The 23,240-nt window shown below is 48.8% G+C and carries 25 protein-coding genes; 24 read left to right on the forward strand and 1 reads right to left on the reverse strand.

Annotated elements, in window-relative coordinates; genetic code table 11:
* Positions 1-16: 16 nt before the first annotated feature.
* From spoIIIAG to clpP, 22 genes are all read left to right on the forward strand, one after another.
* On the forward strand, positions 17-652 hold the full coding sequence (gene spoIIIAG, locus AC0YNS_RS01530; protein ID WP_475779311.1) for a stage III sporulation protein AG: 636 nt from the start codon (positions 17-19) through the stop codon (positions 650-652).
* A 36-nt stretch (positions 653-688) separates the two neighbouring features.
* The gene (locus tag AC0YNS_RS01535) at positions 689-1,396 is read left to right on the forward strand and encodes a SpoIIIAH-like family protein (RefSeq protein ID WP_475779312.1); all 708 of its coding nucleotides are present in this window, start codon (positions 689-691) and stop codon (positions 1,394-1,396) included.
* Positions 1,397-1,660: 264 nt separating this feature from the next.
* Entirely contained in the window at positions 1,661-2,158 is a 498-nt protein-coding gene (gene accB, locus AC0YNS_RS01540; RefSeq protein ID WP_475779313.1) for an acetyl-CoA carboxylase biotin carboxyl carrier protein, read from the forward strand.
* A gap of 55 nt (positions 2,159-2,213) precedes the next feature.
* On the forward strand, positions 2,214-3,572 hold the full coding sequence (accC, locus tag AC0YNS_RS01545) for an acetyl-CoA carboxylase biotin carboxylase subunit (protein ID WP_475779314.1): 1,359 nt from the start codon (positions 2,214-2,216) through the stop codon (positions 3,570-3,572).
* Positions 3,573-3,711: 139 nt separating this feature from the next.
* Entirely contained in the window at positions 3,712-4,119 is a 408-nt protein-coding gene (locus tag AC0YNS_RS01550; protein WP_090976899.1) for an Asp23/Gls24 family envelope stress response protein, read from the forward strand.
* A 99-nt stretch (positions 4,120-4,218) separates the two neighbouring features.
* Positions 4,219-4,782 carry an alkaline shock response membrane anchor protein AmaP gene (gene amaP, locus AC0YNS_RS01555; RefSeq protein ID WP_090976897.1) on the forward strand — a complete coding sequence of 188 codons (564 nt, stop codon included), beginning with the start codon at positions 4,219-4,221 and terminating at the stop codon, positions 4,780-4,782.
* Between the two features lie 11 nt (positions 4,783-4,793).
* Positions 4,794-5,024, forward strand: coding sequence for a DUF2273 domain-containing protein (locus tag AC0YNS_RS01560; RefSeq protein ID WP_475779315.1), 231 nt, complete (start codon positions 4,794-4,796; stop codon positions 5,022-5,024).
* A gap of 106 nt (positions 5,025-5,130) precedes the next feature.
* Positions 5,131-5,583 carry a transcription antitermination factor NusB gene (nusB, locus tag AC0YNS_RS01565; protein ID WP_090976893.1) on the forward strand — a complete coding sequence of 151 codons (453 nt, stop codon included), beginning with the start codon at positions 5,131-5,133 and terminating at the stop codon, positions 5,581-5,583.
* A gap of 124 nt (positions 5,584-5,707) precedes the next feature.
* Positions 5,708-6,568: a bifunctional methylenetetrahydrofolate dehydrogenase/methenyltetrahydrofolate cyclohydrolase FolD gene (gene folD / locus AC0YNS_RS01570; RefSeq protein WP_475779316.1), complete on the forward strand. Its 861-nt coding sequence runs from the start codon at positions 5,708-5,710 to the stop codon at positions 6,566-6,568.
* A gap of 11 nt (positions 6,569-6,579) precedes the next feature.
* A complete protein-coding gene (gene xseA, locus AC0YNS_RS01575; RefSeq protein WP_475779317.1) occupies positions 6,580-7,932 on the forward strand; it encodes an exodeoxyribonuclease VII large subunit in 1,353 nt (450 codons plus the stop codon).
* A 3-nt stretch (positions 7,933-7,935) separates the two neighbouring features.
* A complete protein-coding gene (gene xseB / locus AC0YNS_RS01580) occupies positions 7,936-8,193 on the forward strand; it encodes an exodeoxyribonuclease VII small subunit (RefSeq protein WP_475779318.1) in 258 nt (85 codons plus the stop codon).
* 2 nt (positions 8,194-8,195) lie between these two features.
* A complete protein-coding gene (locus AC0YNS_RS01585; RefSeq protein WP_475779319.1) occupies positions 8,196-9,107 on the forward strand; it encodes a polyprenyl synthetase family protein in 912 nt (303 codons plus the stop codon).
* A 104-nt stretch (positions 9,108-9,211) separates the two neighbouring features.
* The gene (gene dxs, locus AC0YNS_RS01590; RefSeq protein WP_475779320.1) at positions 9,212-11,110 is read left to right on the forward strand and encodes a 1-deoxy-D-xylulose-5-phosphate synthase; all 1,899 of its coding nucleotides are present in this window, start codon (positions 9,212-9,214) and stop codon (positions 11,108-11,110) included.
* A gap of 17 nt (positions 11,111-11,127) precedes the next feature.
* Positions 11,128-11,961, forward strand: coding sequence for a TlyA family RNA methyltransferase (locus AC0YNS_RS01595; RefSeq protein WP_475779321.1), 834 nt, complete (start codon positions 11,128-11,130; stop codon positions 11,959-11,961).
* Positions 11,962-12,193: 232 nt separating this feature from the next.
* Positions 12,194-12,655 carry a hypothetical protein gene (locus AC0YNS_RS01600; RefSeq protein ID WP_475779322.1) on the forward strand — a complete coding sequence of 154 codons (462 nt, stop codon included), beginning with the start codon at positions 12,194-12,196 and terminating at the stop codon, positions 12,653-12,655.
* A 65-nt stretch (positions 12,656-12,720) separates the two neighbouring features.
* Positions 12,721-13,170 carry a transcriptional regulator AhrC/ArgR gene (gene ahrC, locus AC0YNS_RS01605; protein WP_475779323.1) on the forward strand — a complete coding sequence of 150 codons (450 nt, stop codon included), beginning with the start codon at positions 12,721-12,723 and terminating at the stop codon, positions 13,168-13,170.
* 62 nt (positions 13,171-13,232) lie between these two features.
* On the forward strand, positions 13,233-14,933 hold the full coding sequence (gene recN, locus AC0YNS_RS01610) for a DNA repair protein RecN (protein WP_475779324.1): 1,701 nt from the start codon (positions 13,233-13,235) through the stop codon (positions 14,931-14,933).
* 123 nt (positions 14,934-15,056) lie between these two features.
* On the forward strand, positions 15,057-16,382 hold the full coding sequence (gene spoIVB, locus AC0YNS_RS01615) for a SpoIVB peptidase (protein ID WP_475779325.1): 1,326 nt from the start codon (positions 15,057-15,059) through the stop codon (positions 16,380-16,382).
* A 230-nt stretch (positions 16,383-16,612) separates the two neighbouring features.
* Positions 16,613-17,431, forward strand: coding sequence for a sporulation transcription factor Spo0A (gene spo0A / locus AC0YNS_RS01620; protein ID WP_475779326.1), 819 nt, complete (start codon positions 16,613-16,615; stop codon positions 17,429-17,431).
* Between the two features lie 126 nt (positions 17,432-17,557).
* Positions 17,558-18,748: an MFS transporter gene (locus AC0YNS_RS01625; RefSeq protein WP_475779327.1), complete on the forward strand. Its 1,191-nt coding sequence runs from the start codon at positions 17,558-17,560 to the stop codon at positions 18,746-18,748.
* 83 nt (positions 18,749-18,831) lie between these two features.
* Entirely contained in the window at positions 18,832-19,509 is a 678-nt protein-coding gene (locus AC0YNS_RS01630) for an RNA polymerase sigma factor (protein ID WP_475779328.1), read from the forward strand.
* A 27-nt stretch (positions 19,510-19,536) separates the two neighbouring features.
* Positions 19,537-20,109 carry an ATP-dependent Clp endopeptidase proteolytic subunit ClpP gene (gene clpP / locus AC0YNS_RS01635; RefSeq protein ID WP_475779329.1) on the forward strand — a complete coding sequence of 191 codons (573 nt, stop codon included), beginning with the start codon at positions 19,537-19,539 and terminating at the stop codon, positions 20,107-20,109.
* 68 nt (positions 20,110-20,177) lie between these two features.
* Here clpP and AC0YNS_RS01640 read toward each other — a convergent pair whose 3' ends face one another.
* Positions 20,178-20,471, reverse strand: a complete 294-nt coding sequence (locus AC0YNS_RS01640) for a DUF2627 domain-containing protein (RefSeq protein ID WP_210659648.1) — start codon at positions 20,469-20,471, stop codon at positions 20,178-20,180.
* Positions 20,472-20,633: 162 nt separating this feature from the next.
* Between AC0YNS_RS01640 and lpdA the strand changes: the two genes are divergently transcribed.
* Positions 20,634-22,061 (forward strand): dihydrolipoyl dehydrogenase, encoded by a 1,428-nt coding sequence (gene lpdA, locus AC0YNS_RS01645; RefSeq protein ID WP_475779330.1) that lies wholly within the window; start codon positions 20,634-20,636, stop codon positions 22,059-22,061.
* Positions 22,062-22,207: 146 nt separating this feature from the next.
* Complete coding sequence (locus AC0YNS_RS01650) at positions 22,208-23,239, forward strand: thiamine pyrophosphate-dependent dehydrogenase E1 component subunit alpha (protein ID WP_475779331.1); 1,032 nt, start codon at positions 22,208-22,210, stop codon at positions 23,237-23,239.
* Position 23,240 lies beyond the last annotated feature (1 nt).

A 23,240-nucleotide genomic window follows, 5' to 3' on the forward strand; every position in this document is an offset into this window, starting at 1 on the left:
AAAGGGGAGAACGACGTTGGCCAATTGGCTGAGCGGGTTGGAGTCAACCATCGGCAAAGGGCAAGGCGGACCTAAGCGGGTTAAGACGCTGCGCTGGCTGCTCATTATCGGCTTAATCGGAATAGGGCTAATGGTGGTCAACTCTTTTCTGTCCTATCAAAAGGTGCCGCCTACAGACCAAGCTGCTTCCGGGACGCCGCCTTCTGAACAAGCTGTCATCGGCAATCATTCATCCGAGCATTCTTCCTTTGACGGCATCGAGCAGCCGCTTGAGGCGAGGCTCAAGGATATTTTGGAGAAAATCGTCGGCGTCGGTATGGTGGATGTACTCGTAACAGTTGATTCGACGGAAGAGGTTACCGTTCATATCGATGAGAAGGAATCACAGCAAATTACGAATGAAATCGATAAGAATGGCGGCAAGCGCAGCATTACTTCCATCACCAAGGAAGGCAAGGTAGTGCTCTACAACACGAATGGAGATACGGCTCCGATTATCGTCAAACGTATCCAGCCGAAGGTCCGCGGCGTGCTCATAGTAGCTAAAGGCGCGGAGAACGGAGTGGTCAGACGTTTAATTATAGACGCGGTGGAGAAAGGGCTCAATGTCGCGATTAACCGAATTTCGGTCGTTCCACGCAAGCATCAATAATACCAATTGGACAATGAAAAGGGAGGCTGTTCGTTCATGAACAACAAAAGGCAAACGATTTGGCTGGTATCCATGCTGAGTTTGATGGTCATTTTATCGGCTTATTACTTGTTTACAGAAGATGTAAATCCATCTCAGGTGGCAACAGACGGCACGCAGCAAGAGCAAGTTAAGGGAGATGCGACTGAAGCATCCGGTACAACGACGAATGATGAAGGGATTACCGTTACGGACGTAACGGACGGGACAAGCGCAAATGCAACGGATTCGAATGCAGCTGATTCCACTCCAAATGCTGCGCAGGATCAAGGAACGGCAACGGATCCTGCGGCAACGGCAGCCGCGAATCAGGAAGATCAAGCGGTGCTTGATCAACTCGAGAAAGCCGGCGGATTCAGCGCCAGTGTATTCAGCCAAATGCAAGAGAAACGTGATCAGAAATTATACGATGAGTATAATAAACTGTATGGCACGATCTCAGATACGAAGCAAGACGACAAAGCAGCCGGTTCTGCAGTCGAACAGTTAAATCTGCTTGAAGACAAGAGCTCTAAGATTACAGGTCTTGAGGAAGAATTGGTGAAGCAGTTCAATAACGCCGCAGTTTATCCGGACGGAGATCGCTACAAAGTCGTCGTACAAAGCGACAAACTAGAGAAAAGCCAAGCGGACAGCATCCTTACAATGGTCATTACAGAGCTCGGTGTTTCGCCGGAGCAAGTCACCATTCAGTACGTCAAGTAAGGCAAATGCGGAAGGCCCCGATGCCAAAGTCAGTGGCAATGGGGCTTTTTCCCATCCGAGATGTATAAAAAATGGGTTCGTGTTCCGCGAGGTTTGTGCTATAATGGTTTCGGTATGTGCAGGTTTGGTAAATGTCACCTTTTTGCAGGGTGCTGATAACCTCACAAAGTAGAAGCAGGCTGATGCATGCAGTAAGCAGCAAGCAGCAACGCAATTACGCAGCGTCTCCTTGCATGAGGCGCAAAAACTTATAGGAGTGAAACGATGTTTAAGCTGAGCGAGATTAAAGAATTGATCAAGCTGGTTGATGGGACTTCCGTACACGAACTTGAAATTGAAAACGATGGCGCCCGCCTGATGATCCGCAAGCCCGGCAAAGCGGAAGTGGTGAATGTACAAGCTGCGTCTCTCGTTCCTACATATACGCAGTCTTACCAGCCGCAAGTTCAACCGGCACAAGGTATGCCTGGCGGTGCTCCGGCAGCAGCGGCTCCGCAAGCGCCTGCAGCCAAAGAAGAAAACTATCACCAAATCCTCTCTCCGATGGTCGGTACGTTCTACCGCGCATCGTCGCCTGAGAAGGGTCCTTTCGTCAACGTAGGCGACCGCATTAACGAGAAATCGATTGTATGTATTCTTGAAGCGATGAAGCTGATGAATGAGCTGGAAGCGGAAGTTCGCGGCGAGATCGTAGAAATTCTCGTTGAGAATGGCCAGCTTATTGAGTTCGGGCAGCCATTGTTCCTGGTTAAACCGGAGTAGCAGAACAAAGCTAAGGTGACACCTAGATACAATGCGCACGAGAGGAGCCTTTACCGTGAAATTCAATAAAATTTTGATTGCCAACCGGGGAGAAATTGCCGTTCGAATTATTCGCGCTTGCCGCGAGCTGGGCATTCAAACCGTTGCCGTCTACTCTGAGGCAGACCGTGAATCGCTTCATGTCCGTTTGGCGGACGAGGCTTATTGCATCGGTCCTGTAGCTTCCAAGGACAGCTATCTCAATTTAACTAATATTATGAGCGTTGCAACCTTAACGGATTGCGATGCCATTCATCCCGGCTATGGATTCTTGGCGGAGAATGCGGATTTCGCAGAAATTTGTGAATCCTGCAACGTGACGTTTATTGGTCCTTCTCCTCAAGCCATCAGCAAAATGGGCGATAAAGCAGTAGCGAAGAAAACGATGAAGGAAGCGGATGTGCCGATTATTCCGGGCTCCGACGGACTTGTCGAGGATATGGATGATGCGATTCGCGTTGCACGCGAAATTGGTTATCCGGTCATTATCAAAGCGACAGCGGGCGGCGGCGGCAAAGGCATTCGGATCGCTGAAGATGAGGATACCCTTATTTCCCAAATCTCGACCGCACAGAACGAAGCACAGAAAGCCTTCGGTAATGCAGGCGTGTATTTGGAGAAGTATTTGACGGGCATGAAGCACGTCGAAATTCAAATCATGGCCGACAAGCACGGCAATGCGGTTCATTTGTTTGAACGTGATTGTTCGGTGCAGCGTCGTCGACAGAAGCTCGTTGAGGAAGCACCGTGTCCGGTGCTGAGTCCTGCAATGCGTGAACGTATGGGGCAAGCGGCAGTGCGCGCAGCTCTGGCCGTACAATATTCAGGTGCCGGAACGCTCGAGTTCCTGCTAGGTCCGGATGGTAATTTCTACTTCATGGAGATGAACACTCGTATTCAAGTTGAGCATCCGGTAACGGAAATGATTACCGGCGTAGATTTAATCAAAGAGATGATCTCCGTTGCAGAAGGCAATCCGTTGTCGATCAAACAAGAAGAACTGAAGATTAACGGCTGGTCGATCGAATGTCGGATCAATGCCGAGGATTCGGAACGCAACTTTATGCCTTCGCCGGGTCAAATTTCGTTCTACTTGCCACCGGGCGGCTTGGGCGTTCGCGTAGACAGCGGCGCATATCCGGGCTACACAATTTCACCTCATTATGACTCCATGATTGCGAAGCTGATCGTATGGGGAGCTACTCGTGAGGATGCGATTGCAAGAATGAAACGTGCGCTCGCAGAGTTTGCCATCGACGGCATTCGCACGACGATTCCGTTCCACATGAAGTTGCTTAATCATCCAAAGTTTCTCAAAGGAAATTTCGACATCAAGTTCTTAGAGGAAAATGACGTCAACAATCCGGAGGAATAATCGGCTCTAATGGCCGTAAACTCCATCGCAACGGTTTGTCATATTTCCCTCAGAATGCTATAGTATAGGAATAAGAAGCGGATAAGCTATCGGTTTTTCGTTCGGTAGGAAGCTACTTTACGGGAGGTGTAGGATAACCATGAGTACGCTGGCAGCGGACTATGAGAAAACAGACATGGGCACTATTCAAATCGCACCCGAAGTCATTGAAGTGATTGCAGGACTTGCGACAATTGAGGTTCGTGGCGTGGCAGGGATGAGCGGCGGATTTGCCGGAGGCATCGCTGAGCTATTGGGCCGTAAAAATTTGTCCAAAGGCGTTAAGGTTGAGGTAGGTCAACGCGAGGCGGCAGTTGATGTGTCCATCATTGTTGAATATGGTCACAGGATTCCGGAAATTGCGGCAGACATCCAGAACAATGTCAAACGATCGATCGAAATGATGACTGGCTTGCATGTCGTTGAAGTGAATGTTCATATTCATGACGTTCATTTCAAAACGGTTGAGAAGCCGGAAGAAGAAGAGATCCAATTACGAGTCAAATAACGGATCAATCGTGAATGTATGACGACATACCCCCTAGTGGTTGGGCTTGCCGCTCGGCGCTAGGGGGTTTTATCTAGTCCGCCCGAGGAGGAACTCTCGTTGATAAGAGTGTTGGACAAGCTTCTGCTGTTTCTATACAGCATCGCGATTGGCGCTGTAGCCGTTATCGCGTTTAGTGCAGGCGTATATTGGTTTCCTGAAGAATGGCTTAACAACCTGGTACATAATTTGTACGGCGGCGAGTACCGCTGGCTGCAAGCGACGGTTATTATTGTTTCCACGATTGTTTTATTGATCAGTCTTCGTTTCCTTTACTTAGCGCTTCGTCGCAGCAATGCTTCGGCACCTTCGATTGACCAACGGACGGAATTCGGAGATATTCGTATCTCGCTGGAAACGGTGGAGAACTTGGCGCTTAAGGCAGCCAGCCGTCAGAAGGGTGTCAAAGATTTAAAGGCGCGGATCAGAATCAGTGAAGCGGGTATCGAGGTTTCGCTTCGTGCCATTGCAGATGGTGAGAGCTCTATTCCGACATTGACGGAAGAAATACAGCGTGCTGTCAAATCCCATGTGGAAGAGATTACAGGTATTCCTGTAGCAGGCGTGTCCGTATTTGTAGCTAACATCATCCAAACCGCGAACTTCAAAAGTCGCGTAGAATAGGGGTGATGCCGATGTGGAAGGAAATCTGGACAACCTATGGTGGACGGATCGCCGGCGTGTCTGTAGGTATCATTCTCGGACTCCTTTATTTTATCGTTGGATTTTGGGATATGTTGTTTTTCGGCTTGCTGCTTTGGGTCGGTTATACGATCGGGAAACTGAAAGACGAGCAAAGCGGCCCTATTATTCCGTGGCATCGGGTAACCGAATGGCTCATGGAGAGATGGCGGCCGTTCAAATAGTACTATGGTCTCCTCCGTACCCCGGACATTGGCAAGTCGAATGTTCGGGGCAGGGAGGAGATCATATTTTGTAGATCGAATCTGTGCGAAATTGTCAGGAGGCCCCATGAAACGTAGGTTAGCGCGGGAGATTGTGGTACAGAGCTTGTACCAAATGGAAATGAATGAAGAAGCAACTGCAGCGTCAGCTGTTGATATGCTGGTTAGCGAAGTGAATGACGAGAATGAGATTGAGGCCGATGCGGCAGACGTGGAACGGATTGACGAGTATGTCCGTGAAATGGTTCAAGGTGTTATTGAACGCAAGACGGCGATTGATGACATGCTGCAGCATTATTTAACGGGCTGGCAGGTAGATCGTTTATCGCGCGTCGACCGTCAAATATTGCGTCTGGCTTGCTACGAGCTGGTGTTCCGCGATGATGTGCCGCCGAAGGCGATTATCAACGAGGCCATCGAGCTTGCGAAGCATTTTGGAACCGATGAATCCGGTAAGTTTGTCAACGGTGTTCTCGGAAGACTGCTTCAAGCATTGGACGAGCTAAAGCCGAAGGCGTAAGTGAAATTACACGTAGTCGATTAGCTCAATAACGAGTAGTACGAGCCCCTTAGAGCCCTCCATCATGAGGGATTTAAGGGGCTTACAAAAATGTATATTTACATACAGAATTGGGAGTGATTACATGACTTCACAACGTATTGAGGGAAAAGTGATTTCAGATGCCATTCGTTTGGAAATTAGTGAAGCTGCGGCGAAGCTTGCCGCAATGGATATTAAACCCGGTCTGGCGGTAGTTCTGGTTGGTGAAGATCCGGCTTCCAAAGTGTATGTGGGAAGCAAAGAGAAAGCATGCCAGCAGCTTGGCTTCTACTCGGAAGTACATAGACTGGATGCAGCGACTTCGCAAGAACAGCTGCTCGCCTTAATAGATAAGTTGAACAAACAAACCAGCATTCATGGTATTCTCGTGCAATTGCCGCTTCCTAAGCATATTGATGAGAAGGCAGTCATCGATGCAATCAGCACGGCTAAAGATGTTGACGGTTTCCATCCAGAAAGCGTGGGCAACCTCGTGATTGGTGATGACAGCTTGCTGCCGTGTACACCTGCCGGTGTTATTGAGATGATCAAACGGACAGGACTGCCAATTGCAGGTAAACATGCCGTTGTTATCGGTCGCAGTAATATTGTCGGCAAACCGGTTTCTATGCTGCTGCTTAGAGAACATGCAACAGTGACGATCTGTCATTCCAGAACGGCTAACATGGAAGAGATCGCACGTACTGCAGATATTCTCGTAGTGGCAATCGGAAAAGCCAAAGCAATCGGACGTCAATTCGTTAAGCCGGGCGCTATTGTAATCGATGTCGGCATTAATCGCCTCGAAGACGGAAAACTTGCCGGCGATGTTGATTATGATGATGTATTGGATACGGCAGGTTATATTACCCCGGTTCCCGGCGGCGTTGGCCCAATGACGATTACGATGCTGATGCAAAACACACTTAAAGCGGCAAAACAACAACACGCAATTAAGGAGTGAGTAATCCGAAGATGGCTGAACCGGCGCGTATACTTTCGATTAAAGAAATAAACCGCTATATCGGGATGAAGCTGGAATCGGACGACCTGCTCGGCGATGTTTGGCTGCGCGGGGAAATATCAAATTTTACGCATCATTCCAGCGGACATATGTATTTCACCCTGAAGGACAAAGACAGCAGGTTGAAATGCATTATGTTTGCCTCCTATAATCAGAAACTTCCGTTCATCCCGAAGGAAGGTGCCAAGGTACTGGCACGCGGTAATATTTCCGTCTATGAACGAGATGGCAATTATCAATTTTATTGTACAGCGATGCACCCGGATGGAATCGGCAGCCTATATCTGGCTTATGAGCAGTTGAAACGGAAGCTTCAAGATGAGGGGCTCTTTGACGGGGCAAGAAAAAGGCCGATTCCTCGTTTCCCGAAAGCGATCGGAATTATTACTTCGCCAACCGGCGCTGCCGTGAGAGACATAATTATTACGCTGCAGCGCCGTCACCCTTCTGTGCCGGTACTGCTTTTTCCCGTACTGGTTCAAGGGACTGGCGCAGCACCATCGATCGTAAAAGCGATCGAAACAATGAACCGATTAGCCGAAGTTGACGTATTAATAATTGGCCGGGGCGGAGGCTCTTTGGAAGAGCTTTGGGCCTTTAATGAAGAATCTGTGGCAAGAAGCATTGCAAGGTCAGCGATCCCGATTATTTCCGCTGTCGGTCACGAGACGGATTTTACGATAGCTGACTTTGTGGCGGATCTTCGTGCGGCAACGCCTACAGCTGCAGCTGAGCTGGCTGTTACGAGTATGCAAGAGATGAGAACACGACTTTCGCAAGTGGAATCCAGACTCGTACAGAATCTTCGAATGACGCTGCAGAACCGGCAGGATCGACTTACGAGGCTGCGCAAATCACCGCTGTTCTTGAACCCGCGCAAGTATCTGCTTCAGCATGCCGAACGGCTTGACCGCACGGAGGAGAGATTAAAGGCGAGAGCCATTCGTTTCGCGGAGAAACATCGAGAGCGGTACGCAGCACTTAATCGTGCATTGACTCGTGTTCATCCCGGAGCTCAAGCAGTGCTTGCAGCCAAACAGCTGGAACGGCTAACCGCTCGATTAGACATAACCATGCAGCAAGGCTTGAAGGCGCGGCGGGTGCAGCTTCTGTCTTCCATGCGTCAGTTGGATGCACTTAGTCCCCTCAAAGTCATGTCCCGGGGATATAGTTTGGTTTACGATGACAAAGATCAAAAGCTCATTAAATCCGTTTCCGATGTACAGCTTGGCGATTTGCTCCACGTGAAGGTAGCCGATGGTCAGCTGGAATGTCAGGTGTGGGGAATGAAAGGGGAGGCCTAGCAGATGGCAGCAGCTAAAGAACAAGAAGAGATGAGCTTTGAAGCGGCGATGGAACGTTTGGAGTCGATCGTAGGTAAGCTGGAGAGCGGCGATGTTCCACTGGAAACGGCAATCGAGCTTTTTCAAGAAGGGATGAAGCTCTCTTCATTGTGCGGCTCCAAGCTTGAACAAGTAGAACGTAAGATTGAAGTTCTAATTGAAACCGAAAATGGATTACATAAAAAACCGTTTGCGCAAGCAAACGAAGATAGAGGGGAATAACAGTGAAAACTTCGGTTTCTACTGCAGATTATTTAACACGCTCCGTTCTGGAAATCGAAGAAGCGCTGCAGTCGTCCCTTCCGCTCGGATGGGATATTCCGCCTAAGCTTCGTGAAGCCATGATGTACTCCCTTGAAGCGGGCGGCAAGCGTCTTCGTCCGATTCTTGTGCTTACGGCTGCCGAAGCAGTCGGCCAAGATGCAAAGGCTCGTAAGCAAGCGATGCCAATTGCTTGCGCGATTGAGATGATTCATACGTATTCGCTCGTACATGATGATTTGCCTGCGATGGATAACGATGATTATCGCCGAGGCAAATTGACGAATCATAAAGTATTCGGCGAAGCAATGGCTATTCTGGCCGGTGACGGGTTGCTCACCCATGCTTTCTATGCTGTGACGCAGGCTTCTGCGCTTGGTGCATCGCCGGAGACAGCGCTTGCGATTGTAGCAGACCTTGCTAAGCTTGCGGGGGCAGCGGGGATGGTCGGCGGACAAGTGGCTGATATTCTGGGCGAGCAGGGGGTTACCTCTCTCGAAGAGCTGGAATATATCCATCTACACAAAACAAGCGATTTGATCGTGTTCTCTGTGCTGGCAGGTGCTCGGATCGGGGGAGCCAGCCAGCAGCAGCTGGAATCGTTGCAGCAATTTGCACGAAAGCTCGGTCTGGCGTTTCAAATCCAGGACGATATTCTCGATTTGATCGGTGACGAGTCGAAGCTCGGCAAGCCGGTTCAAAGTGATGTGGAGCAGCAGAAGGTAACCTATCCTTATCTGATTGGGATGGATGAAAGCCTTGCACTCGTAGAGCGGCTGACCCAAGATGCGAAGCAGGCGCTTGCAGAAGCAAAACTTGCAATGCCCGATTATTTGCTCGCAATTGCTGATTATTTAATGCGCAGAGATCATTAAAATAGCGAGATTTGGGATTTTTGCATCGTTCTATGTTATAATTTAGCCACATTTGGAGTTCGTTGGACAACGGGGATTGCCCACCGGGAAAGCGAGGAAATACCGTGTTACTGGAACACATTCATGACCCTAAAGATTTAAAAACTCTCACAGTTGCACAATTAGAGCAGCTCGCAGCTGAAATTCGTGCTTTTCTCATCGAGAAGCTATCGGAGACGGGAGGACATCTTGCGCCGAACTTAGGCGTCGTTGAGCTTACTTTAGCGCTGCATTATTTATTTGACAGCCCCAAGGATAAGTTTCTTTTTGACGTAGGCCATCAATCATACGTTCATAAAATGTTAACGGGTCGTATGGATCAATTCGATACGCTTCGTAAATATAAGGGTCTGTGCGGTTTCATCAAACGCTCTGAAAGCCCGCACGATGTATGGGAAGCAGGACACAGCAGCACATCGCTGTCTGCTGCAATGGGAATGGCGCTCGCGCGTGATTTGAAGGGCGAGAAGAACAAGGTTGTCGCGATTATCGGCGATGGCGCGTTAACCGGCGGTATGGCGCTGGAAGCGCTCAATCATATCGGGCATGAGAAGAAGAATCTCTTGGTTATTCTCAATGACAATGAAATGTCCATTGCGCCCAATGTCGGCGCTCTACATCATTATCTCGGCAAGATCAGAACCGATCGCCATTATCAGAAGGCGAAGGAAGAACTGAATCAACTGCTGAACAAAATCCCGGCAATCGGCGGCAAACTTGCTAAGACCGCGGAGCGATTAAAGGACAGCGTAAAATACTTGCTCATGAGCGGTATTTTGTTTGAACAGTTTGGTTTCACCTACTTCGGGCCGGTCGACGGTCACGATCTGGAGCAATTGACGGAGCTGCTTGAACAGGCGAGCCATGTACCGGGTCCTGTACTGGTACACGTTATTACGACAAAAGGCAAAGGCTATTCGCCGGCGGAAGCCGATTCTCATAAATGGCATGGCATCTCTCCATACAAAATCGAGTCTGGTCAAGTGTTGAAGGCCGTTGGTCCGCCGATGTATACGGAAGTATTCAGCGATGCATTGATGGATCTGGCTGATGAAGATAACCGAATTGTAGCGGTGACGCCAGCGATGCCCGGTGGATCCGGGTTGATCAAATTCGCTGCCAAATATCCGAATCGTATGATCGATGTGGGTATTGCCGAGCAGCATGCGGCAACGATGTGCGCAGCGATGGCACTGGAAGGACTTAAACCGGTTTATGCGGTCTACTCCACCTTCCTGCAACGTGCTTATGACCAAGTCGTTCATGATATTTGCCGCCAGAATACGAATGTTGTATTTGCAATTGACCGTGCGGGTTTCGTTGGCCCGGATGGCGAGACACATCAAGGGGTATATGATATTCCTTTCTTGCGCCACATTCCCAATATGGTACTGATGATGCCTAAGGACGAGAACGAGCTGCGCCGCATGATGAAGACGGCGATCGATTATAATGAAGGGCCAATTGCGATTCGATATCCTCGAATTAACGGAGTTGGCGTACAAGTTGATAAAGAAATGAAGCCGATTCCTTTTGGTACTTGGGAAACGGTGCGTGAAGGTGATTCAGCTGTCATCGCCGCGATCGGACCAATGGTTCAAGTTGCGGAAGAAGCTGCTGAACTGTTGAAACGCGAAGGCCTCAATGTTCGCGTGGTTAACGCGAGATTTATTAAACCGATGGATGAAGCGATGCTGCTGCAGATCGCAAAAGAAGGTCTGAATATGCTTGTCTTGGAGGAAGGTGCTGTACAAGGCGGCTTAGGCAGTGCAGTGTTGGAATTCTATTCTTTGCATAATGAGCATAATATTTCAGTTCGTATTATGGGCGTTCCGGATCTATTTGTGGAACATGGGTCAATTAAAGAACAGCGGCAGGAAGTCGGCCTTACTGCCGAACATGTGGCGGCTGAACTGAAGACACTGCTGCCGCGACTTCGTAAACGCGTAACCGGACAAGTGTAGAAGAGCAGGAGAAACCGATGACGATTGCGAAAGAACGTATTGATATTTTGTTAGTAGAGCAAGGCTTCTACGACAGCCGCGTGAAGGCGAAGGCGGCACTGATGGCAGGACTTGTCATCGTCGACGGTGAGCGGATCGAGAAGAGCGGCATGAAGGTGCCTAGAACGGCTTCCATCGTTGTTAAAGGAGCGCTGCATCCCTATGTCAGCCGCGGTGGTTTGAAGCTTGAGAAGGCGATCAAACAATTCCAGCTGCAGCTGGGTGGAGCGGTTATGTTGGATATTGGCGCTTCCACCGGCGGATTTACAGATTGTGCACTGCAGAACGGGGCGGCGTATGTATATGCTGTCGATGTCGGCTACAATCAATTGGATTGGTCACTGCGCCAGGATGAACGCGTCAATGTAATGGAGCGTACCAACTTCAGATATACGGTACCGGAAGATCTGAAGGGACCACAGCCGACATTTGCGACAATTGACGTCTCCTTCATCTCACTGAAGCTCATTCTGCCGACGCTTGGCACGCTGCTTAAACAAGGGGCGGGAATTGTAGCGCTCATTAAACCGCAATTCGAGGCCGGCCGTGAGAAGGTGCCTAAATCCGGCGTCGTGCGAGAATCTGCCGTACACCGAGAAGTGCTTGGGCAAGTACTCGGAATGGCGGCTTCAGAAGGTTATGTGCTGGAGCAGCTCACTTACTCACCGATTACCGGCGGAGAAGGCAACATTGAATTTCTGGCTTATTGGCGATGGGAACCGGGTAGTCAATCGGAGCCTCCGGGCGAAGACGCTATTGCGGCCGTCGTGAAAGAAGCTGCTGGGACATTCTCGCAAGAGAGTAAAGTGTAAGGAATGAAAGCCTTTCTTCATGGCTGTAGCCGTGATGAAAGGCTTTTTATGTTTTTTTTAGGCGGCCCCTCTTTGCAGGATGGACATTATTTGGTACACTAGGAACGAAACCAAACAAACGTTCGGTATTGGGCCGAAACCTCTGGCAGATGGAGTCGTCTTGTTAGAGGAAAACCTTCCAATAAAGCGAAATGAATAGGGTATACCTTATCATCATGCTGGAGGGATCCTGATGGGAAACTACGGGGACTGGCTGGTTATGGTCGTCGCTGGCGGGCTGATCTTGTTCTGGCTCTATCGCATGTTTTACCGCTGGCTTCACGAACCGCCGGGAATGAATACGAAGCTTCTAATTAGCGATGCAGAAGATGTACGCGATGATGATATTAACGTACAGTTTCTGGAGAAAGCCGGTTACGAGGTCACGCATGGCAAGTACCGAATCCCGATAGAGATCGACTTAGATGGAACTAAATTGCACAGCCGATTATTTATCGATTTATTTGCAGAGAAAGATGGCAAACATTATATTGTAAAAACAGCGCGTGAACGGATGCCGATAGATTGGACAGGCAGCGGCGTTCGAGACCGATTGCTTGTCTACGCACTGCTATTGCCTGAGTGCGAAGGGGTGCTGTTTGTAGATCATAAGGAGCTTACCATTCGCACCATCACATTTCGATTCGGTTCCTAACAAATGAATGGCGCAAGATCGAATTCGAATTTATGGATTCAATCTTGTGACAACAGGAGGAAATTATGAAGAGTGTCCGTCAAATGAAAATACGCGAGTTAATCACAAGCCAAATCGTAGAGACGCAGGACGAGTTGGTCGATACATTACGTTTAGAAGGCTTACAGGTCACGCAAGCGACGATATCTAGGGACATTAAGGAAATGCAGCTGATCAAGGTTCCGATCGAGGATGGACGCTATAAATACTCACTGCCTCAGGAGACGAGATCCAATTCCATTCACAAGCTGAAGCGGACATTGTCTGATCACTTTCTTCATATCGATTACACGGATAATCTGGTCGTCATGAAGTGCTTGCCGGGTACGGCAAACGCGATTGGAGCCATGATAGACAATATGGAATGGACTGAGGTAATGGGGACAATCTGCGGAGATGACACGATCCTGTTGATTTGCCGGACGAAACAACAGAGCGGGGAAATTGTAGAACGACTACTAGGTCTGATGAATTAACTTGATGTAATACATGCAGCATTTCCAATGGGCGAGGAGAATCTTTAAGGAGGAGAGCAACTATGCTAAGCGAGCTGTCTATACGTAATTTGGCTGTTATTGAGAAGGTTTCGGTGAAATTCCATGATGGGTTTCATGTATTAACGGGTGAAACCGGAGCGGGGAAATCCATTCTGATTGATGCGCTAAGCCTTGTGGTAGGGGGAAGAGGCGCATCAGACATGGTCAGGTACGGTTGCGACAAGGCTGAAATCGAAGCCATGTTCGAGCTGCCGGCTTCGCATCCGGTTTGGTACACGCTGAAGACATTCGGCATTCAAGCTTCGCCGGAAGAAGGACTCGTCATTAGACGGGAGCTCTCCTCTCAAGGCAAGAGCATCAGCCGCGTCAATGGACATATCGTAACCTTGTCGATGCTTCGTGAAACCGGAGAATGCTTAGTCAATATTCATGGTCAGCATGAACACCAGTCATTGCTTCGTACAGAGAAGCATCTGGAATGGCTGGATTTATATGCTGGTGGAGCAGTGGCTGAAACTTTGAATGCTTATCGAGCCGTTTACAGAGAATATGAGAAAGTCCGCATTCAGCTTAAAGATCTGGAAGATACTTCGCGTCAGAATATGCAAATGCTGGACTTGTTCCGATTCCAAATCGAAGAGATCGCATCGGCTCGGTTAAAGGCAGGAGAAGACGAAGCATTGGCGGAAGAGAAGCAGAAGCTCATGTATGCGGTCAAACGCAGAGATTCCGCTTCCGAAGCGTACGCACTGCTGCACGGTAACAAAGGGTTGGATGCAATCAGTCGTGCGGTCAGCCGAGTATCCGATATTCGCGAGTATGATTCCGTCATTCTGGAGCCCCTGCTGGAACAGCTGCAATCGGCCTTTTATCAGCTCGAGGATGCGGCATTCCAGCTTAGGGATTACCGTGATTCCGTTGAATCGGATCCGGAGCGGTTAACTTATATTGAAGATCGTCTTGACTTAATTCACAGCTTGAAACGGAAGTACGGGGAAACAATCCCTGATATTTTGTCCTACTTGAGCGGAATCAAGTCGGAAGCTGATAAAATCGAGAATCGTGACGAGCACTTGGCTCGTTTGCAAGCAGAGCAATCCCGTTTGTTCGCAGAAGCTGTTACTCTTGGCAGTAACCTTTCCGTACACCGCAAGGAAGCCGCTGACAAGCTGTCAGGAGCGATCGAGAGCGAGCTGCGCCAACTCCAAATGGAACGCACCACCTTCCACGTTCAGCTGCAGCAAAGTAAAGACGGTGAATCGTACAAGCTGCATCCAAACGGAATTGATGAAGCGGCATTCCTCATCGCACCGAACCCTGGTGAGCCGCTGAAGCCGATCAGCAAGATCGCCTCCGGCGGTGAAATGTCGCGTATTATGCTCGCACTCAAGACCATCTTCGCCTCTATAGATGAAGTGCCTGTACTTATATTCGACGAGGTGGACACAGGTGTCAGCGGCCGCGCTGCTCAAGCCATTGCCGAGAAGATGTCTAGATTGTCGACGCATTGTCAGGTATTCTCCATCACTCATTTGCCTCAGGTTGCTTGTATGGCTGATCATCATTATGAGATCAAGAAAACGATCGTGGCAGAACGGACTTCAACCATGGTCACAGAGCTTAGCTCGACGACTCGTATTGAGGAACTTGCCCGAATGCTGGGTGGCGTGGAAGTAACGGAAAAGACCCGCCATCATGCACAAGAAATGCTTGACTTGGCAGATAGACAAAAGGGGGCGTAATGGAAGGCAATCAGGGAATGTTTTTGGCGACATAAAACTGTTGGGGCAGGGATACCTTAAAGGTACGCAAATGGCGAACCACCTTTCTCGTCAAGCGATTTTGCAACAGGGAGCGTGAAGTCATTGAATGCCAATCAGCGGAAGCGGTGGCTGGGTTTACTTCTCGTTATCATCGTTTGCATGCTTGGTCTATCCTCTCCAATTCAACATTTCGCCGCATTTCCGAACGAAGTTCGTTTGTTCTCCGGCCAGTTGAAGCAATTAGACTATGGTATGCCTGTACATGCTCAAGTTACCGTTGATCCGCAAATGCTGCAAGTCAACGGTTCATCTGACCGTTCACTGTCCATTAATTTGAACAAACCGCTCTCCATTCAGTCGTCACACAGCGGAAAAACCACGATGAAATTGAAATTATTTGGAAAAATCCCGTTCAAGACTGTAAAAGTGAATGTTGTACCTGATTTACGTGTCATTCCCGGTGGACAAACCATCGGCGTTAAAGTGAAATCAGCCGGTATTATGGTTGTAGGTCATCATCAAGTCACGGATGCTAAAGGCGCTCGGGTATCTCCGGGTGAGCAGGCCAATTTGCAACTAGGCGATCTTATTATCCGAATTAATGGCAAGTACATTAATGAGGTGCATAAAGTGGCTCAGATGGCAGAAGAAGCAGGCGGCGCTAAACAGTCGCTGCAGCTCACCGTTAAACGAGGTACACGATTATTTGAAACGAAGCTTGCACCTGTATTTGACTCGGAGGACCGCGCTTGGCGGTTAGGACTGTACATTCGAGATTCAGCAGCAGGTGTTGGAACCTTAACCTTCTATGCGCCTGATCAAGGCGTTTACGGAGCACTTGGACATGTGATTACCGATATGGATACTCAAACTCCGATTGAAGTTGGTGAAGGTCAGATTTTGCAGTCCAATGTGACGTCCATCAACAAGAGCCAGAATGGCGAACCCGGAGAGAAAAGAGCACATTTCATTAAAGAAAGTAAAGTGCTTGGCAATATAGAGCGCAACACGTCGTTTGGCATCTTTGGCAAGATGAAAGAGCTGCCGTCACACAGCTACAATCAGCAGTCGCTTCCTGTTGCATTTGCGGAAGAAGTAAGGGAAGGTCCGGCACAGCTGCTTACCGTAGTGAATGGTCAGAAGGTCGAACGTTTTAATGTGGAAATCGTTCATGTCACCAAGCAGCAATCCCCGGCAACCAAAGGGATGGTTATCAAAATCACGGACAAGCGTTTACTGGAACAAACAGGGGGTATCGTGCAGGGGATGAGCGGAAGTCCGATCATTCAAGATGGCAAGCTAATCGGCGCTGTTACGCATGTATTTGTTAATGATCCGACATCCGGTTACGGCTGTTTTATTGAATGGATGCTGCAAGATGCAGGTGTTCTTCTCAAACCAGCAAGCTTAAATCTTAAGGCGGCTTAGCCACCTTAAGATTTTTATTTTTTTGTCGAATTATTGCGAATCCTGATAGATGGTGTAGTAAATTATCCATTATAAAACAGATCAAATTAATAATAAAGAAAAATATTATTCGACAGAAGGAATTTCATTCATCATGTCGAAAATGTTAGTTAGACAAGCAAGATACACACAGAGGGCTTTTAAGCGTTAACTACAATAGAGTGAATTACTAGTCTAAGGAGGACTATACCTTGCAAAGAATTGAAGTGTTGTTGGCTGATGACAATCGGGAATTTACGAATTTGTTGTCCGAGTATATTTCTGAACAAAACGATATGGTCGTTACCGGTGTCGCCTATAACGGCGAGGAAGTGCTTCGCTTATTGGAAGAAACGCGGGAAGTGCCGGACGTTCTGATTTTGGATATTATTATGCCGCATCTTGATGGACTTGGCGTATTGGAACGGCTTCGTGAAATGAATTTGCCTCAAATGCCAAAGATCATCATGCTTACTGCTTTTGGTCAAGAGAACATTACTCAAAAGGCTGTACAACTGGGCGCATCCTACTACATATTGAAGCCATTTGACATGGAAATACTCGCGAACCGCATTCGCCAGTTGGTTGGTAATCCAACTGTTATTTCATCCTCTTATTCGTCTTCAGCTTCTTCATCCATTTCGAATAAATCCAATGTCGTACCGATTGCCAAAGGTAAGAATTTGGATGCAAACATTACGAGCATCATTCATGAAATCGGAGTGCCTGCTCACATTAAAGGATATCAATATTTGCGTGAAGCCATAACGATGGTGTACAACAATATTGAAATTCTAGGCGCGATTACAAAAACGCTTTATCCTGCGATTGCCGAGAAATTTAAGACGACGCCTTCGCGTGTTGAACGTGCTATCCGTCATGCGATTGAAGTGGCATGGACGCGTGGCAATATTGACAGCATCAGTCACCTCTTCGGTTATACAATCAATATCAGTAAATCAAAGCCGACAAACAGCGAGTTTATCGCGATGGTAGCCGACAAGCTGCGGATCGAGCATAAGGTTTCCTGAGAGCACCCGAAATGATGGTAAAGATTATGAATACATGATAAGCGCCACTTTCGTGCAAGCTGCGAATGTGGCGTTTTTCTTGGACAGATTTAAACATGTCAGAGAAGTACATTCAGGAGGATTGTTTTGTCACCAATAGAATTAACTGCAGTTCCTTCACGGAAGCGACTTTTTATTTTGCTCTCAGTCACACTCGTCTCGGGTTTTAATCAAGGATTGATTCTGCCGCTGTTGTCCATCTTATTGGATCGGCAGGGGGTATCATCGGATGTAAATGGGATAAATTCCATGGCCTTATACATTGGCACCTTCAGTACGATGTTCTTTATCGAGAAACCGATCCGCAGCATGGGCTATAAGAAAGGCATTATCATCGGCATCATTCTCGCAGCAATTGGAACGCTGCTGTTTCCCTTCCTCACATCGATTTGGGTATGGTTTGTACTTCGCATTATCGTTGGCGTTGGCGACAGTGCCCTTCATTATTGCACGCAGCTCTGGATTGTGAGCAGCAGTCCCGCAGAGAGCAGAGGTCGTTATATTTCGCTCTACGGCATGGCTTACGGGATCGGGTTTAGCTTAGGGCCTACCGGAATCAATTTATTGTCTATTGGGAATTGGGTTCCTTTCTGCTTAAATACGGCTTTATTCGTACTCATTCTTCTGTTTGTCAGAACGCTGTATCCGGAATATCCGGAGCATTCGGCGAAGCTTGCTTCAGCCACTACGAACCGATACGCCAGGGTGTATCGCATTGCCTGGTTTGCGCTTCTGCCGGCAATCCTGTATGGATTAATGGAGGCGACGATGAATAGTAATTTCCCGTTGTACGGACTGCGCATTCATCTAAGTCAAGCTTCTATCTCGCTGCTGCTTCCGGCTCTAGGCGTAGGCAGCTTGCTGCTCATGTTCCCGCTTGGTATGCTTAGCGACCGAATCGGACGAAAGCCCGTTCTGATGGGATGTGCGGGTATTGCTGGCTTGATGTTTCTGGCTGTTCCGATGGCAGGAGACAATATAATCGTATTATTTATTCTGCTGGCGATGATTGGCGGATTTATCGGTTCCTTCTTCTCGCTTGGTCTTGCCTACGCGGCAGACTTGCTGCCTCGTGAATTGCTGCCGTCAGCGAATGTAACGGCATCTATTCACTTCAGCATCGGCAGCTTGCTCGGTCCCGGCATCAGTGGATTCGGCATACAATATGTATCAACGAATAGTATGTTTATCATGCTCGGCAGCGCGTTTACATTGTTTGCGCTCATCGGACTATTCACTCGAGAGGCGCGGCATCGTCAATTGCAATCCGATCTATAATTATTTATAAACAGCGCGTATCTTTTTGACACGTTCATTCGTTTACGTCATGAATCTACGCTAACAGATGAGGAGGTGCCACAATGACAATCCAACCAACTGTTGATGAAATGCGGATTACCCTTTACCGCTACTGCCTTTCGCTCACTCGTTCCACATGGGATGCAGACGATTTGGTTCAGGAAACCTGTTTACGAGCGCTGCCGGTCATGAACGGCGCGCTTGTACATCCTAATCCGACTGCCTATTTGCTGCGCATTGCGAAGAATATATCAGTCGATCAAGCACGCCGAATGAAGCGATCCAGACGTGTTCTGGAACAGCAGGAAGCGGTGCTCGACCGTTTGATCGGGGAATCGCATGAGCTTGAATATGCGCTGAGACTGCTGATTTATCATTTATCGCCGCTGCAGCGGACGGTGTTCCTACTCAAAGAGGTTTTTGGCTATAAAGGCCACGACGTAGCCGCTAAGCTTACCATGTCCGTAGGAGCTGTGAAGGCTGCGCTGCACAGAGCAAGAGCTGCTATAGCAAAGCTCAAAGAGCATTCGGATCTTGCACAAATCTCGAAGCTGGCGGAGCGTAAAGTGGAGGATAGTCAGCTTTATGCCTATGTTCATGCCGTTCGCGCAGGCGATGCTCAGGCGTTAGTTCTACTCGCTAACGTGGAGGAGCAGCTTATGGATCCGGTACAGGCAATTGGACAGCTTCATGCGTCACAAGGCAACCGCTCATCCGTTAGCATGATGTATGCAGCCTAACGGCAGCGAATGAGGAGGTTTCCGGCTATGAGTTTAGTGCCTTATATTGTGGAATCAACGAATCGGGGCGAGCGCAGCTACGATATTTATTCGAGGCTGCTCAAAGACCGCATCGTCATGGTAAGCGGAGAAATTGAAGATCAAATGGCCAATGCGGTTGTGGCCCAGCTGCTCTTCCTCGCTGCAGATGATCCGGATAAAGACATTCAGCTGTATATTAACAGCCCCGGAGGTTCAGTCACGGCTGGGTTCTCAATCTTTGATACGATGCAATTTATTAAACCGGAGGTTTCGACGATTTGTACAGGATTTGCGGCGAGCTTCGGCGCGATTCTGTTAGCAGGTGGAGCCAAAGGGAAACGATACGTTCTTCCCAACAGCGAAGTGATGATTCACCAGCCTCTCGGCGGTGCGAGAGGGCAGGCTTCCGATATTCAGATTCATGCCAGCTGGATCTTGAAGACGCGCGAGAAAATAAACACTTTGCTTGCGCTGCACACGGGGCAGTCGAAAGAACGGATCGAACGAGATTCCGACAGAGATCGCTTCATGAGTGCCGAAGAAGCGGTGGCTTACGGGATTGTAGATAAGGTTTTGTAACAAAAAGGCGAGCATCTCCACCACTGGAGGGCTCGCCCTTTTTACTTTACGTTGCAGTTTGACTCCAATTAAACGCCGGGCCGAGGCGGACGAGGCCGCTTCTCGCGAAAGCGGGATGAGACATAATTGCGTTTGCGGTCGCGGAAGAAGGTCCAACCTCCGATAAAGCCGACTCCAAGCAGGAACAGTACCATGCCAAGAATAAAGGTCCACCATTCAAAATTATGGACAGCGGCATCGTTGCCGAAGGATGAGAAATAATGAAAGATTGCATCCTTCATAAGAAGAAATCCATAAGTTGCGGCGATTCCCGGAATAACGAGCAATAAAACGGCAATAAAACGAATAGTAACTTGCTTCATGCGAATGAATCCTCCTGTACAGAAACAACGACAATAATGCTTTAATCATACCTTTTTCAAATGAGGCTGTCCATTTCATCCCTTGTGGCAGTTTCAAGGAGCTTTGAAAAAAGGTACAATAGTCATATGTAACGGCTTTTGATCTGGAGAGGAGCAACAAGTATGACGATTCAATGCGATTTGGCCATAATCGGCGGTGGCATTGCAGGATATACAGCAGCAATCCGAGCAGCACAAGCGGGGAAGAAAGTGATCGTGGTGGAGAGAGAGAAGCTGGGCGGAACCTGTTTACATAAAGGTTGTATTCCAAGTAAGGCGCTGCTTCGCAGTGCCGAAGTGTACGCTACGATGCGTAAGGCAGATACATATGGCATTCATGTGGCTGAGGGAGCTATCTCACTCGATTTCCCTAAAGTACAGCGGCGCAAAGAAAACACAGTCGAAGGACTGTACAAAGGGCTTCAATATTTGATGCGCAAGCATAACATTACTGTCATGCAAGGTAGCGGCAGAGTAATCGGTCCTTCCATCTTCTCACCGAAGAGCGGAAGTGTTGCGGTTGAACTCCCGGATGGTGAAATGGAAACCGTCGTTCCGACGAATTTGATTATCGCAACGGGATCACGTCCGCGTTCGCTGCCTGGTCTGGAACCGAAACAAGGCGAGATCATGTCAAGCGATGAAGCATTGACAATGGACGAGCTTCCGCAATCCATCTTGATCGTTGGCGGCGGCGTCATTGGCGTGGAGTGGGCATCCATGCTCATCGACTTCGGCGTTGAGGTTACTTTGATCGAAGCGGCATCACGGCTGCTGCCAGGTGAAGACGTTGAAGCATCTGCAGAGCTTACGAAGCAGTTGCGCCGCAGAGGCGTACGTATATTGACAGGTATTCAATTGAAGCTTGATACGTATACCTATAAGGACGGACAAGCCACCGTCACAGCAGATACAGCTGATGGCCCCGTGATTCTGAATGCAGAGCGGTTGCTTGTTTCCGTTGGCCGTCAAGCGAACGTAGAGGAGATCGGTCTCGAAAATACAGACGTACGCGTGGAGAAAGGCGTTATCCGCGTCAACGGTTATTTTCAAACGAATGAACCTCATATTTACGCCATCGGCGATGTGAACGGCGGCTTACAGCTGGCGCATGCGGCAGCCCATGAAGCCATTGTGGCTGTAGACCATATGCTTGGCGGCAAGGAGCAAGCGCCTGATCACTCCCGCGTGCCAAGAGCGATTTACTCCAAGCCGGAGCTGGCTTCCATCGGACTGACGGAAGACGAAGCACGCAAACAAGGGCATGATATCAAAGTCGGCAAAGTCCCGTTCCAAGCCATTGGCAAGGCACATGTGCTGGGTGAGACAGATGGATTCGCGAAAGTCATTGCAGATGCCAAAACCAATGACGTGTTAGGCGTGCATCTAATCGGACCTCATGCAACGGATTTATTGTCTGAAGCGTCGCTAGCTATGCTTCTTAATGCGACCCCATGGGAAGTGGGACAAGTCATTCATCCACATCCAACGCTATCTGAAGTGCTCGGCGAAGCAATGCTGGCAGTTCATGGTAATTCATTGGCATTTTAGGTCGGAGCTGCATCTTTATATAGTAAGCAACAACGCATTTCGCAGCAGTGGACGGAGCATTTCTTTTTCGGTAAAAGTCGGTTATAATGGGTATAGGCAAGTCTTAGTACCTGGTTATAATAGCAGCTAAAAGGAGGGCATCCCTCATGACACAATCCGAATCTGCCGTGCAGCAAACCAAACATGCCGCACTTGGGCTATCGGACGATCAAGCCATTGAAATGTACACGCTAATGACAACCGCTCGTCGGTATGATGAGCGCTGTCTGCTGCTTCAACGGGCAGGCAAAATCAAATTCCACGTATCCGGTATCGGTCAAGAAGCCGCACAGGTAGGCGCAGCTTTTGCACTCGATCGGAATCAAGATTACTATTTGCCTTATTATCGCGACTACGCATTTGTGCTTGCAGTAGGTATGACATTGCGCGAGCTTATGCTTTCCCTATTCTCCAAAGCGGCTGATCCTAACAGCGGCGGTCGCCAAATGCCGGGACACTTCGGTTCGAAGCGTCTGCGCATCGTGACGGGCTCAAGTCCTGTTACAACGCAAGTCCCTCATGCAGTCGGTTTTGCACTGGCAGCCAAGATGAAGAAGAAAGATTTCGTATCCTTCGTTACCTTCGGAGACGGCTCCAGCAATCAAGGAGATTTCCACGAGGGTGCCAACTTTGCCGGAGTGCATAAGCTGCCGGTTATTTTCATGTGCGAGAACAATCAATATGCGATTTCGGTTCCGATTCATAAACAAATAGGCGGAAAAATCGCTGACCGTGCCCTTGGATACGGTTTTCCTGGTTATAGCGTAGACGGCAACGACCCGCTTGAAGTGTACCGTGTCGTTAAAGAAGCACGTGAGCGTGCGGCTAATGGCGAAGGTCCAACACTGGTCGAGGCCGTGATGTATCGCTTATCGCCGCATTCCACATCGGATGAGGATCTTGCTTACCGGACGAAGGAAGAAGTCGATTCGCATCGCGACAAAGACGGCTTGCCGAAGTTCAAGCAGTATTTGATCGACAGCGGAATTTGGGATGAAGAGCGCGATGCAGCTTTGATGCAGCAGATTAAAGCGGCTCTGGATGATGCGACCTCCTATGGAGATCAAGCAGCCTTCCCGGAACCTGAAGATATATTGAAACATGTGTACGCCGAAGATCATGGCGAAGGAGGACGCTAAC

The sequence above is a fragment of the Paenibacillus sp. J22FR21 genome (assembly GCF_056269135.1).

Coding starts and splice junctions, on each gene's coding strand:
- xseB (WP_475779318.1), top strand. CDS start 7,936: ATGGCAGCAGCTAAAGAACAAGAAGAGATGAGCTTTGAAGCGGCGATG.
- accB (WP_475779313.1), top strand. CDS start 1,661: ATGTTTAAGCTGAGCGAGATTAAAGAATTGATCAAGCTGGTTGATGGG.
- AC0YNS_RS01535 (WP_475779312.1), top strand. CDS start 689: ATGAACAACAAAAGGCAAACGATTTGGCTGGTATCCATGCTGAGTTTG.
- AC0YNS_RS01640 (WP_210659648.1), bottom strand. CDS start 20,471: ATGAAGCAAGTTACTATTCGTTTTATTGCCGTTTTATTGCTCGTTATT.
- clpP (WP_475779329.1), top strand. CDS start 19,537: ATGAGTTTAGTGCCTTATATTGTGGAATCAACGAATCGGGGCGAGCGC.
- xseA (WP_475779317.1), top strand. CDS start 6,580: ATGGCTGAACCGGCGCGTATACTTTCGATTAAAGAAATAAACCGCTAT.
- AC0YNS_RS01595 (WP_475779321.1), top strand. CDS start 11,128: ATGACGATTGCGAAAGAACGTATTGATATTTTGTTAGTAGAGCAAGGC.
- AC0YNS_RS01560 (WP_475779315.1), top strand. CDS start 4,794: ATGTGGAAGGAAATCTGGACAACCTATGGTGGACGGATCGCCGGCGTG.
- folD (WP_475779316.1), top strand. CDS start 5,708: ATGACTTCACAACGTATTGAGGGAAAAGTGATTTCAGATGCCATTCGT.
- AC0YNS_RS01600 (WP_475779322.1), top strand. CDS start 12,194: ATGGGAAACTACGGGGACTGGCTGGTTATGGTCGTCGCTGGCGGGCTG.
- AC0YNS_RS01630 (WP_475779328.1), top strand. CDS start 18,832: ATGACAATCCAACCAACTGTTGATGAAATGCGGATTACCCTTTACCGC.
- AC0YNS_RS01550 (WP_090976899.1), top strand. CDS start 3,712: ATGAGTACGCTGGCAGCGGACTATGAGAAAACAGACATGGGCACTATT.
- nusB (WP_090976893.1), top strand. CDS start 5,131: ATGAAACGTAGGTTAGCGCGGGAGATTGTGGTACAGAGCTTGTACCAA.
- AC0YNS_RS01650 (WP_475779331.1), top strand. CDS start 22,208: ATGACACAATCCGAATCTGCCGTGCAGCAAACCAAACATGCCGCACTT.
- ahrC (WP_475779323.1), top strand. CDS start 12,721: ATGAAGAGTGTCCGTCAAATGAAAATACGCGAGTTAATCACAAGCCAA.
- recN (WP_475779324.1), top strand. CDS start 13,233: ATGCTAAGCGAGCTGTCTATACGTAATTTGGCTGTTATTGAGAAGGTT.
- lpdA (WP_475779330.1), top strand. CDS start 20,634: ATGACGATTCAATGCGATTTGGCCATAATCGGCGGTGGCATTGCAGGA.